General features: G+C 60.8%; 11 protein-coding genes. 1 reads left to right on the forward strand and 10 read right to left on the reverse strand.

Translation table 11 applies throughout. The annotated features are described in order from the left end of the window. Positions 1-35: 35 nt before the first annotated feature. From AC3IUF_RS14305 to arnB, 9 genes are read right to left on the reverse strand one after another with little or no spacing between them, the layout of a single operon-like run. Positions 36-1,631 (reverse strand): ArnT family glycosyltransferase, encoded by a 1,596-nt coding sequence (locus AC3IUF_RS14305; protein WP_489281410.1) that lies wholly within the window; start codon positions 1,629-1,631, stop codon positions 36-38. Further along, positions 1,628-3,007, reverse strand: coding sequence for a UDP-glucose dehydrogenase family protein (locus tag AC3IUF_RS14310; RefSeq protein ID WP_414917100.1), 1,380 nt, complete (start codon positions 3,005-3,007; stop codon positions 1,628-1,630). The genes AC3IUF_RS14305 and AC3IUF_RS14310 overlap by 4 nt, the downstream gene beginning before the upstream one ends. Then, entirely contained in the window at positions 3,004-3,408 is a 405-nt protein-coding gene (gene arnF, locus AC3IUF_RS14315; protein ID WP_489281412.1) for a 4-amino-4-deoxy-L-arabinose-phosphoundecaprenol flippase subunit ArnF, read from the reverse strand. The genes AC3IUF_RS14310 and arnF overlap by 4 nt, the downstream gene beginning before the upstream one ends. Then, on the reverse strand, positions 3,405-3,749 hold the full coding sequence (gene arnE / locus AC3IUF_RS14320) for a 4-amino-4-deoxy-L-arabinose-phosphoundecaprenol flippase subunit ArnE (RefSeq protein WP_134175317.1): 345 nt from the start codon (positions 3,747-3,749) through the stop codon (positions 3,405-3,407). Before arnE ends, arnF begins: the two co-directional genes overlap by 4 nt. Next, the gene (gene arnT / locus AC3IUF_RS14325; RefSeq protein ID WP_489281414.1) at positions 3,746-5,398 is read right to left on the reverse strand and encodes a lipid IV(A) 4-amino-4-deoxy-L-arabinosyltransferase; all 1,653 of its coding nucleotides are present in this window, start codon (positions 5,396-5,398) and stop codon (positions 3,746-3,748) included. Before arnT ends, arnE begins: the two co-directional genes overlap by 4 nt. Further along, on the reverse strand, positions 5,395-6,279 hold the full coding sequence (gene arnD, locus AC3IUF_RS14330) for a 4-deoxy-4-formamido-L-arabinose-phosphoundecaprenol deformylase (protein WP_414894189.1): 885 nt from the start codon (positions 6,277-6,279) through the stop codon (positions 5,395-5,397). Before arnD ends, arnT begins: the two co-directional genes overlap by 4 nt. Further along, the gene (arnA, locus tag AC3IUF_RS14335) at positions 6,279-8,270 is read right to left on the reverse strand and encodes a bifunctional UDP-4-amino-4-deoxy-L-arabinose formyltransferase/UDP-glucuronic acid oxidase ArnA (protein WP_489281416.1); all 1,992 of its coding nucleotides are present in this window, start codon (positions 8,268-8,270) and stop codon (positions 6,279-6,281) included. Before arnA ends, arnD begins: the two co-directional genes overlap by 1 nt. Next, on the reverse strand, positions 8,267-9,283 hold the full coding sequence (arnC, locus tag AC3IUF_RS14340; RefSeq protein WP_489281418.1) for an undecaprenyl-phosphate 4-deoxy-4-formamido-L-arabinose transferase: 1,017 nt from the start codon (positions 9,281-9,283) through the stop codon (positions 8,267-8,269). Before arnC ends, arnA begins: the two co-directional genes overlap by 4 nt. Next, a complete protein-coding gene (gene arnB / locus AC3IUF_RS14345; protein WP_489281420.1) occupies positions 9,280-10,428 on the reverse strand; it encodes a UDP-4-amino-4-deoxy-L-arabinose aminotransferase in 1,149 nt (382 codons plus the stop codon). The genes arnC and arnB overlap by 4 nt, the downstream gene beginning before the upstream one ends. Before the next feature lie 447 nt (positions 10,429-10,875). On the opposite strand from arnB, the gene AC3IUF_RS14350 reads away from it, so the two are divergent. Beyond that, complete coding sequence (locus tag AC3IUF_RS14350; RefSeq protein WP_489281645.1) at positions 10,876-11,721, forward strand: site-specific integrase; 846 nt, start codon at positions 10,876-10,878, stop codon at positions 11,719-11,721. A gap of 6 nt (positions 11,722-11,727) precedes the next feature. Here AC3IUF_RS14350 and AC3IUF_RS14355 read toward each other — a convergent pair whose 3' ends face one another. Then, positions 11,728-12,282 carry a PqiC family protein gene (locus AC3IUF_RS14355; protein ID WP_489281422.1) on the reverse strand — a complete coding sequence of 185 codons (555 nt, stop codon included), beginning with the start codon at positions 12,280-12,282 and terminating at the stop codon, positions 11,728-11,730. Positions 12,283-12,287 lie beyond the last annotated feature (5 nt).

Below are 12,287 nucleotides of genomic sequence, written 5' to 3' on the forward strand. Positions count from 1 at the left end.
TTGAGGCGCATCCTGCCGGTCGAGAGCTGGACAGGTTACGGTTTCAGCCACAGCAATACATAGTCGTTTTTGTCGAAACGCCCACTCAACACTGGCTGCGCGCTTTCCAGCGGCGTGCCCTTGAGGGATGCCAGATCACTGCGGTCCATCATCAGCCACGCTGGGCCTTTGATCGCCTCCAGTTGCTGGATCGAGTCACTGAACTGCGGTTGCAGATCCTGCGGGAGATTGACCATGAACTTGATCGCCTTCGCGTCCTTGCCCATGCCGTGCAGCACCAGCGGTGCGGGGTTATGCTGGATCTGAGCGAAGACCTCGCGGCTGAACGTTTGCGTGTCGTACAGACGCTGCTCCACCGGTTCGAACACGGCCGCATAAACCGACCACAGTGCCAACACCGCACCCAGCGCGAGCACTTCCGGGCGCCAACGCCGGATCAACAAGCGTGACAGCCCGAGCAGTTGCAGCACGCCCAGCACGATCAAGACAACAGACACGTCACTCAACTGCTCGGGAAACCGCCGCCGCGCGACCAGCAACACCACCATCAACAAGCCCGGCGTGACCAGCCACACACCCAGCATCAACCCGCGCAACCAACGAAATACCCAACCATGCGCGACCTGAAACGGATACGCCGCAATGATCGCGGCCATGGGCAACATCGGCAGCAAATACCGCGCCTTCTTCGCCTGGGGAATCGACAGGCCGACCATCACAATCAGTCCCGCCGCTGCGCAATACTGCACCAGGCGTAACGCAGGGCCACGCTGCTGTGGTTTGCTCAGCCAGGCCGCCGCCAACACCAGCAATGCCAACGGGTAGGCGAGGGCATAGTTACCAAAGGAGCTAGTGAAGTAATACAGCGAACCGCTGACGCCTTCGCTGCCGTCCATGCGCCCCAGAAACTGCATGCGGATCACGTCCTGCAGGAACACCGGGCCACCGCTGACCTGCGCCAGCCATAACAACAACCCGACACACGCGGCCAGCAACAGCGAAGCCAACACACCGAACACCAAGAGTCGCGACCATTGCCGGTTGAACAGGTAATAACTGCAGAGCATGCCGGTCGGCACCACCAGACCAATCGGCCCGCGAATGCCGAAACCGAGCAACAGCAAAACGAAGATCAGCGGCCAGTGACGCCTGCCGCCAAAATGATCATGGGCATACCCCAGATAGAACACCGCGAACGCCACCGCCGCGAGCATCAAATCCTGCGACACCGCGCGCACTTCGGTGACAAAGCCACTGGTGAGCATCAGCCACGCAATACTGATCAACGCCCAGCGCCGCGAGTACGGTGCCAACAGTCGGTACATCAGCGTCACGATCAGTGCGCCGGCGATCGCACTCGGCGCCCACGCGGTCAACGCATTCACCGCACCGAACGGCAACGACAGCAGCCAGATAAACAGCGTCGAAACTGCTGAATAATCCGCGTACGGCTGACCATAAGTCGTCGGAAACACCGTCGGCCCATGGCGCAGCATTTCCTGCGCGAACAACACAAACCGCGAATCGAAACCAATCGGGGCCTGCCCGAAGACCCCGGCGATGAACAATAAAAACGCCAGCAGCCCTGCGATCAGCGACTGCCGGCGAATCTCAGGCGACAGCGTAATCAAGCGACGTCGGACGCGTGCGGCCACTGTTGCAGCGGGATCGGCAACTTACGCGATTCGCCACGGCCCATCGGGAAGTACTGGAAGCCATTGCGCGCCAGGCGCTCGGCGTCGTACAGGTTGCGCCCGTCGAAAATCACCGGGGTGTTAAGGCGCTGTTTGATCAGGTCGAAATCCGGTGCCTTGAATTGCTGCCACTCGGTGCAGATGATCAACGCATCGGCGCCGGGCAATACCGATTCGGGCGTGCCCATCAGCATCAATTTCGACTCGTCCGGGTAAAGGTTCTGGGTTTCCTGCATGGCTTCCGGGTCGAAGGCGCGCACGCTGGCACCGGCGGCCCACAGTTCTTCCAGCAGGACCCGGCTCGGCGCGTCGCGCATGTCATCGGTGTTGGGTTTGAATGCCAGCCCCCACAGGGCAAAGGTCTTGCCACGCAGATCGCCGCGGTAGAACGCGTTGATACGCTCGAACAGTTTGTGTTTCTGGCGCTGATTGATCGCCTCGACCGCTTGCAGCAAGTCGCTGGAGCAATGCGCTTCTTCGGCACTGTGGATCAGCGCGCGCATGTCTTTGGGAAAGCACGAACCGCCATAGCCGCAGCCCGGGTAGATAAAGTGGTAACCGATGCGCGTGTCGGCACCGATGCCCTGGCGTACCGATTCGATGTCGGCGCCCAAGTGCTCGGCCAGTTCGGCGATCTGGTTGATGAAGCTGATCTTGGTCGCCAGCATGCAGTTGGCGGCGTACTTGGTCAGCTCGGCGCTGCGCAGGTCCATAAACATGATGCGGTCATGGTTGCGGTTGAACGGCGAGTACAGATCGCGCATCACGTCGCGCACTTCATCGCCTTCGCAGCCGATGACGATACGGTCCGGGCGTCGGCAGTCGGCAACCGCCGAGCCTTCCTTGAGAAATTCCGGGTTGGAGACGATATCGAACTGCAGCAGGCGGCCGACCTTGATCAAAGCCTTTTCGATGTGCGTGCGCAGCGTATCGCCGGTGCCCACCGGCACCGTGGATTTCTCGACGATGATCAACGGCTGCTCACGATGGCGGGCAATCGCATCACCTACCGACAGCACATAACGCAGATCGGCCGAGCCGTCCTCACGCGACGGCGTACCGACGGCAATGAACGCCACCCGAGCGTGCTGCACGGCAAGTTGTTCATCGGTGGTGAATTGCAGGCGTTTCGAATCCAGACCTTCCCGAACGAGGCTGGCCAGCCCCGGTTCGAAAATGCTCACGTGACCCTGGCGCAACAGGTCGACCTTCTTCTGGTCGACATCCATGCACACGACATCATGGCCGACTTCGGCCAACACAGCCGCTTGCACCAGACCGACGTAACCGCTGCCAAATACTGTGATTTTCATGGAGCACTCCTGAATTCGGGCGCACGAGCCGGACGAGTGTTGATGGTGATGACCCCGAGCATGACCAACGCCACGCCCAGTGATTTAGTGAAACTGAAGGATTCGTTGAACAGCGGCAGACTGGCCGCCAGCAGGTACACCAGCGCATAGCTGATGCTCAGCAGCGAGTAAGCGCGGCCCAGCGGCAGATCGCGCAGGGCGGCGAGCCAGCAGAGCATCGACAGGGCGTAGGCGAAAATCGCCGTAATGACTACGGCCAAGGCCCGCCAATCAAGGCTGTCGATGTGCAGCCATTGTTCCGGCACGGGCAGGCGGGTCATGCTCCAGCGCATGCCCAGTTGCGCAGCGCTGACGAGAAACACGCTGCCCAACGCGAAGGTGATGCCACGGCGCGGGTTCATGACTGCTGCCCCAGTAAAACCACGCCGCCGATCACCAACGCCACGCCAAGCCAATGCTGGCGGTCGATGGGCTCACGAAAGACGAAGCGCGCGATCAGAGTGATCAGCACGAAGTTGAGGCTGAGCATCGGATAGGCAATGCCGACTTCCAGCCGCTGCAACACCAGCAGCCAGACCAACAGGCCCGAGCCGAGGGCGAGCAGGGCCAGCCATAACCACGGCGAGCGCAGTTTGGCGGTCAGCGAAGAATCGCCCCCGCGCCAACTCTCCACGGCGTACTTCTGCGCAATCTGCCCCAGACAAGTCAGCAGGCACGCAGCCAGCAGCAGCAACAGGCTCATGACGCCTCCCGGGGCAGGATCATGATCACCAGGTTGCCCTGCTCATAACGGACGCCGTCCTTTGGCAATCTATCGATTTCGTCCAGTTCGTCCTGCCCCTTGACGCGCATCACCACGCCGACTGAACCGCTGCGGCGCGCCTCGCGCATCCACTGTTGTACGTGTTCGGGATCGACCCGCTGTTGGATGCCGTCAGGATAGGCAAGGCCATATTTCAATTCGCCTATCGTGTTGTACAACGCCACTTGCGGGGTTTTCAGGCGCCAGGCCAGCGCCGACGCAGCGCCGAGGTCGTTACTCAGCAGGTGATCGGTCTGCGCCAGTTCGCTGACGTGGTGCTTGATGAACTGATCGGGCATCTTGTTGGCGACCACCGACTTCGGCAGCGCTGCCGGCAACACTGCGATCAGCAACAGGCTGCCCAGCGCCGGTGCTGCCCAGCATTGCAGCGGCAGAAAGGCTTGCAGCAGGTTGGCGATGATCCAGCCGATCAGCGCGATAAACACCAGCACCATGCTGTGCAGTTCGTGGTCGTAGACCGGTTTGGTCAGTTGCAGATAGACCAGCGCGATCAGCGTGACGACGCCCAGCAACAGATTCAGCACACCGTTGATGCTCAGCGCGCGACCTTGCTCCAGACGCAAACGGTCGGCCAGCGCATTGCCCAGCAACAACGCCATCGGCAGCAGGCACGGCAGGATGTAGGTCGGCAATTTGCCGTTGCTCAGGCTGAAAAACAGCAGCGGCATCAGCAGCCACAGCAGCAAAAACACGACGTTGGGCTGAGCGCGGCTTTGCCAGGCTTGCTTGAACGCCGTCGGTAGCAATCCCGCCCACGGCAAACTGAACGCCACCAGCAGCGGCAGATAGAACCACCACGGCGCATCGTGTTGCGCGTCATCACCGGCAAAGCGACGAATATGTTCGTGCCAGAAGAAGAACCGCCAGTAGTCCGGCTCCTGTGCATGCACCGAAAGCACCCACGGCAGGCTGACGAGGATCGCCACGGCAATCGCCACCGGGCCGAACATCAGCAGTTCACGCCAGCGTTTTTGCCAGAGCATCCATGGCAGGGCGATCAACACCGGCAGTAGCCAGGCGAGGAATCCCTTGGTCATGAAACCCATGCCGCAGGCCAGGCCCAATAGTGCCCAGGCCGCCATGCGCTTGCCGCTGGTGTGGCTGTCGAGGGCAAACCACAGCGCCAGCAGACTCAGGTTGACCCAAAAAGTGAACTGCGGATCGAGGTTGGCGTAACCGGCCTGACCGGCGACGATGGTGAAACTCATGTAGAGCAGGGCGCAGACGAAGCTTTTGCGCGGTTCGTTCCACAAACGCCGGGCGAGCAGATAGCACAGCAGCACGCTCAGGCCGGTGCTCAGCGCCGACACAAAGCGCACGCCGAACAGGTTCTGCCCAAACAATTCCTGCCCCAGCGCGATCATCCAGTAACCGGCAATCGGCTTCTCGAAATAGCGCAGGCTCATGAAGTGCGGCGACACCCAGTTGCCGCTCAGCAGCATGTCCTGACTGATCTGCGCGTAACGGGTTTCGTCGGGAATCCACAAACCATGCGTGCTCAGCGGCAGCAGATAGGCCAGCAAGCAAATGACCAGCAACAACAGTGGCAGCGTCCAGCGTTTAGTCATGCGCCTTGCACTCCCAGCCAGCCTTCACGGCCGTCGAGGGCGCCGCGTTGCACACGGCCCACGGGCAAGGTGTTGAAGAACTCGGGCAACAAATCGCCCAGCGGTTTGAACTCGATGTTGCGCTGACGTGCAGCGGCCAGCAATTGACGAAAATCCTCAGCCATCAGAATCCCTTCCACTTCGGCATGAATGGTGTAGACGTTGAGCTGTTGCGGGCGGAAGTGATCGAGAATGAAACTGTTGAAGTCGCGCGCTGCGACGATGGGGCCAACGATTTCGTCGAAGGTCGGCAGGTCCACGGGAATCTGTGGAGTACCCGGCGTACCGTCGGCGAGCAACGGGCGAAACAGGCGTTGCCCACGGCAATCGCTGTTGTAGCGAAAGCCGAAGGCTTGCTTGGCTTCGATCACGCGTTCATCCGCACGCCAACCGGCGGCGGCCGAACACTCGACTTTTTCGCCGAGAATGTCGCTCAAGGTGTCGACGCCCTGACGGATCTGCTCGATCAGTTGCGCATTGCTCCAGCGCCCGGCGTTAGCCTGCCAGCCGTGGTGATCCCAGGCATGCAGACCGACTTCATGACCGGCATCGCGGGCCTGACGCATCAGGTGCCCGAGGTCACGGCCAATCGGTTTGCCCGGCCACGCGGTGCCGGCCAGTAGAATGTCCCAGCCGTACAGGCCGGCGGCATTGGAGCGGAGCATTTTCCAGAGGAACTGCGGGCGGATCAGACGCCACAGATGCCGGCCCATGTTGTCGGGGCCGACACTGAAGAAAAACGTCGCCTTGATCTGCGCCTCGTCGAGCATTTCCAGCAAGCGCGGCACCCCTTCACGGGTGCCGCGAAAAGTGTCGACGTCGATGCGTAGACCGGCCTGCATCAACGCTTGTCCGCTTGTTCGAGCATGGCTTCACGCAAGAAGAAATCCAGCGTATTGCCGATGGTCTCGCGCATTTCCACGGTCGGCGTCCAGTCGAGCAGACGCTTGGCGTTGGCGATGCTGGGCTTGCGGTGTTCGACGTCCTGATAACCGGCGCCGTAGAACGCCTTGCTCTCGACGTCGCGGAAACCGGCGAACGGCGGGAAGTTGTCGCGCAGCGGATGCGCTTCGAACTGACGCAGCAACTCTTCGCCCAACTGACGGATGCTGGCTTCGTTGTCCGGGTTACCGATGTTGATGATCTGGCCGTTGCAGACGTCGTTGTCGTTATCGATGATCCGCGCCAGTGCTTCGACGCCGTCAGCGATGTCGGTGAAGCAGCGTTTCTGCTCACCGCCGTCGAACAGGCGAATTGGCGTGCCTTCCACCAGATTGAGGATCAACTGAGTGATGGCGCGGGAGCTGCCGATGCGTGCCGAATCCAGGCGGTCGAGACGCGGGCCCATCCAGTTGAACGGGCGGAACAGGGTGAAATTCAGACCCTTGGCGCCGTAGGCCCAGATCACCCGATCCAGCAGTTGTTTGGACACCGAATAGATCCAGCGCTGCTTGTTGATCGGGCCGACCACCAGGTTGGAGGTGTCTTCGTCGAAGTGCATGTCCTGGCACATGCCATAGACTTCCGAGGTCGACGGGAAGATCACGCGCTTGTTGTACTTGACGCAGTAGCGCACCAGTTTCAGGTTTTCTTCGAAGTCGAGTTCGAACACGCGCAGCGGGTTGCGGGTGTATTCGATCGGCGTGGCGATGGCCACCAGCGGCAGGACCACGTCGCACTTCTTGATGTGGTACTCGATCCACTCGGAGTGAATGCTGATGTCGCCTTCGACGTAGTGGAAGTGCGGATGGCTGCGCAGACGGTCGATGGCGTCGGAACCGATGTCCAGGCCGTAGACTTCATAGCGGTCATCGCGCAGCAGGCGCTCGGACAAGTGATTGCCGATAAAGCCGTTGACGCCAAGGATCAGCACGCGAGTGCGACGCGGTGCGCGGCCGGATTCAGCTCCGCGCAACAGCGAGCCGTCGACCAGACCGAGTTCGTTGGCCAGTTGCGGGCCACTGAGGAACAGGCCGTTGTCGTTGCGTTGGCCGGAGAGGATCACCAGCGAATCTTCACCACAAGCAATGCGCAGCGGATCAACGCTGATTACGCGGCCGGGGGCCTGGCCGTCGTTGCCCTTGACGACTTCGGCGCTCCAGACGATGAGTTTGTGCTCACCGACCGCGCAGAACGCGCCCGGATACGGTTGGGTCACCGCGCGAACCAGGTTGAACAATTGCTCGGCAGGTTTCGCCCAGACCAGTTTGCCGTCCGCTGCGGTGCGACGACCAAACACCGTGGCTTTGGATTCGTCCTGCGCGGTTTCGCTGGTCTTGCCTTGCAGCATCGCCGGCAGCGTGTCGCGCAGCAGATCGGTGGCGGCGATGCGCAACTTGCCGTGCAGGCTCAAAGCGGTGTCGCTGCGTTCGATGGCCACGCGCTGTTGGGCAACAATGGCGCCGGCATCGGCACGTTTGACCATGCGGTGCAAGGTGGCGCCGGTTTCGCTTTCGCCATTGACCAGCACCCAGTTCGCCGGGGCGCGGCCGCGGTAGCTCGGCAACAGCGAGCCGTGCAGGTTGAACGCGCCTTTTTTGGCCACGGCCAGCAACGACTCGCTCAGCAGGTTGCGGTAGTAGAAGGAGAAGATGTACTCAGGGGCGAGTTTGGCAATCCGTTCGATCCACAACGGATGGTTGACGTCTTCCGGCGCGTGCACCGGGATGCCTTTGTTGGCACAAAGTTGCGCAACCGATCCGTAGAAGGCGTTCTCTTTCGGGTCATCGGCGTGAGTGAACACCGCCGCAATGTCATAGCCGCTGTCGAGCAGCGTTTGAATGCCGGCGCAGCCAATATCGTGATAAGCGAAGACAACAGTTTTTGCGCTCATGAGAGAACCTGATCATTGGAGGAGGAGAGACCGTCGACGGTGATGGCGCGCGGCGGCATGGCGGGTTGGCCGCGCAAGACTTTTTCAACGAAGAAACGCGGGCGGGCGCGCACGTCGCTGTACATGCGCCCGAGGTATTCACCGAGCAGGCCCATGCCGATGAACTGGCCACCGGTGAACACAAACAGCACGGCGAACAGTACGAACATGCCGTCACCGGCCCAGCCGGCACCGAACGCCAGGCGCATGACGATCAACGCGAAGGCAAACAGCAATCCAAGCCCGGCCATGGTGAAACCGACGATGCTCAGCAGGCGCAAAGGCGTGGTGGTCATGCAGGTGATCAAGTCGAACATCAGATTGATCAAACGCATCGGGCTGTACTTCGAATCGCCGTGCTCACGCTCGGCGTGGGCGACGACGATTTCGGTGGTGTGGCGGGCGAAACTGTTGGCCAGAATCGGAATGAAGGTGCTCCGTTCACGGCAGGCGAGCATCGCGTCGATGATCGTCCGCCGGTACGCGCGGAGCATGCAGCCGTAGTCGCTCATGGCGACGCCCGTAGAGCGCTGCACGGCGAGGTTGATCAGCTTCGACGGATAGCGGCGCAGGGCCGAATCCTGACGGTTGCCGCGCACTGTGCCGACCACGTCGTAACCCTTTTCCGCTTCGGCAACCAGCCGGGGGATTTCTTCCGGCGGGTTCTGCAAGTCGGCGTCGAGGGTGATGACCACATCGCCTTTGCACTGCTCGAAACCGGCCATGATTGCTGCGTGCTGGCCGTAGTTGCGGTTGAGGATGACCGCCACGAACGGGCTGTCCTCACGGCTCGCAGCTTCTTCCAGAAGGTTGGCGGACTCGTCACGGCTGCCATCGTCAACGAGGACGATTTCGTAATCGTGACGCAGCATCCGGCAGGCCGCCTCGGTGCGGCGCAGCAGTTCCGGCAGGCTGTCCTGTTCGTTGTAGACCGGGATAACGATCGACACACAGCGGATCGGATAGGGTTTCACGGGCGTTTGTCCATAAGAGTGGCGATGGCGCCGACCACGCGATCAAGGTCTTGATCGCTCATGTCGGGAAACAACGGAATCGAGCACAGCCGCGCCGAGTTCCACTCGGTGTCGGGCAGATACAGATCGGGATCACGCTGGCGATACCAGGTGTGCAGGTGGGTGGCGATGAAATGGATACCGGTGCCGATGCCCTGGTCCTGCAAGCCTTTCATAAAGGCTTCGCGGTCGATGCCGCAGCGCTCGCTGTCGATGCGCAGGATGAACAGGTGCCAGGCGTGGGTTTGTGCGTAAGCGGGCAGGGCCAGCGGTTGCACCGGCAGGCCTTCGAGTTTTTGCCGGTAGGCGGCGGCCAGTTCCGTGCGGCGGGCGTTGATTGCGTCCAGACGCTCCAGTTGCACCAGCGCAATCGCGGCGTTGATGTCGGCGAGGTTGTATTTGAACCCCGGCTCCATCACTTGCGCCTGCGGCTTGCGGCCACCGGTCAGGCGATCGTAGGCGTCGACGCCCAGACCGTGGAATTTGAGCATGCGCACGCGGCTGGCCAAGGCTTCGTCGTCGGTGACGAACATCGCGCCTTCGGCACAGGTCATGTTCTTGATCGCATGGAAGGAGAAAATCGCCGTGCCCTGCGCGCCGACGTGACGCCCCTTGTAGCGGGTGCCGGCAGCGTGCGCGGCGTCTTCGATCACCGCGATGCCGTGCTTGTCGGCCAGCGCATACAGCGGATCGAGATCAAACGCGGCGCCGGCGTAATGCACGGGAATGATTGCTTTGGTGCGTGGGGTAATGGCGGCTTCGATGCGCGCGGCGTCGGTCATCAAGGTGTCGCGATCAACGTCAACGAACACCGGTGTGGCGCCGAGCAGCGAGATCACGTTGGCGGTCGACACCCAGGTCTGCGACGGGGTGATGACTTCGTCACCCGGGCCAATGCCCAAGGCCAGCAAGGTGATGTGCATGCCGCCGGTGGCCGAGGAAAGTGCCAGTGCATGCTTGCAGCCGACATAGTCGGCAAACTGTTCTTCCAGTGCCTGGCTTTTAGGGCCTGTAGTAATCCAGCCCGAACGCAGTACTTGTTCAACTGCGGCTATTTCTTCATCGCCGATACTCGGCCGGGAAAACGGCAGAAACGCTTGACTCATAAGAACCTCGGGGCGACAGCCATCCTTCAGCCGATTGTCTGAAAAACACGGAATTTCAAAGGGTTGAGATACCGGCCGGGGAATGCCTGATTGACTTTTAAGTCCACGGACGGCAGGGTTGCAGGCCTTTCGGGGCAACCTGTTGTAACTAAGGTTATGCGCGTTTTTGTCAAAGGAACATGAAAAAACGGTCGGCGATTCGTCTATCTGTAAGCCATACAGCCACCGTTCAGACTTCTTCCGTTCATCGGCTCTTTTAATCGAAAAGTCCTACGGAAGAGTCGCTCTTTATATAAGTTTGTTTGCACTTTTAAGTTGTTTTGTTGAACTGTTTTCTATTCAAGGCCGTTTCGTTTGATTGACTTGTCGAGTACTGAATCCACCCCGTCCACCACTAATCCGCTGACGCTTTATCTGGCCCGCCTGGCGCCGTCCAGCCAACTGACCATGCGTTATGTCTTGCAGGACGCCGCTGACCGTCTCGGTTTCGAAGACGTGGATATCGAAGAAATCCCCTGGCACCGGCTGCAACCGGAAGACGTCGTGGCGCTGGTCGCCGCGTTGCGCGCCGACGGCTATGCACCGAATACCTCGTCGCTGTATGTGAATGCCGTGCGCGGGGTGATGAATGAAGCCTGGCGCATGAGCCTGATCAGTCAGGATCACTTGTTGAAGATGCGTTCGGTCAAAGCCATTGCCGGCACGCGCTTGTCGCAGGGGCGCAACTTGAAGCGCACTTTGATCCACGAACTGATGGAAGTGTGCGCCGCCGATCCACGCCCGCAAGGGCTGCGCGATGCGGCGGTGATTGCGTTGTTGTACGGCACCGGCATGCGTAAATCGGAGTCGGTGGATCTGGACTTGAATCAGGTCGACTTCACCGAGCGCAGCCTGACCGTCACCGGCAAGGGCAACAAACAACTGATCAAGTACGCACCGGCGTGGGCGTTCGCCAAACTCGATGCATGGCTGGAACTGCGCCGTTCAGAACTCAAGGAAGGCGAGACTGACGACGCCTTTCTGTTCAATCGCATCCGTCGCGGCAGCCATATCACCCGCGAGCGCATCACCAAACACGCGATCTATTACATCGCCCGTCAGCGTGGCACGCAGGTCGGGGTGAAGATCATGCCGCACGATTTCCGCCGTTCGTTTATCACGCGGGTGATCGAGGAGCATGATTTGTCGATTGCGCAGAAGCTCGCGCACCACAGCAACATCCAGACCACCGCCAACTACGATGTGCGTGATGACAACGAGCGGCGGCGTGCGGTCGATCGTTTCGATCTGTAGGCCCCGTCAGGACGGCGAAGGGCAGGTGCGCGCGTTGCCGGTGGCCGCCCGACTGATCTGCTCGGCCAGCCGTTTGACGTTGTGCTGCTGGGCACCCACCAGATCATCGATGGTCGGGCCGGACGGTGTTTGCAGGGTCGAACGGCATGTCAGCGAGCCATTGTCAGTGGCGCCGACGGGACGCAAGCGCCATTTGGCGTCGATCAGGCCGTACTGACCGGGGATCGAGTCGAAGCGTTGCACTTCGATGCGCACCGAAACATTGCCTTGGCCACTGCTATTGCTCAATTGATCGGCCAACGCCCCGCGCAACTCATCCGCCAGTGTCGCCCCCCACCAATCGGTTTCCAGAATCGCCAGGCCGCTGTTGCCCTGGCGGATAACGATTTGTGCACGGTCGACCTGCGGCGGCACGCTCAGCGCTTCAATCGGAATCTGCGCGCCGGTCCGGGTGTTGGCGATCTGCACCGGCGTCAGGGTGTGAAAGCTGATCGGGTCGCTGCGGCACGCGCCCAGCAGCATGAAGGCAGCGAGCACGGTGATCTTCAGCGGTAAAGCCATTGGGT

The organism is Pseudomonas sp. KH_040, assembly GCF_057839305.1.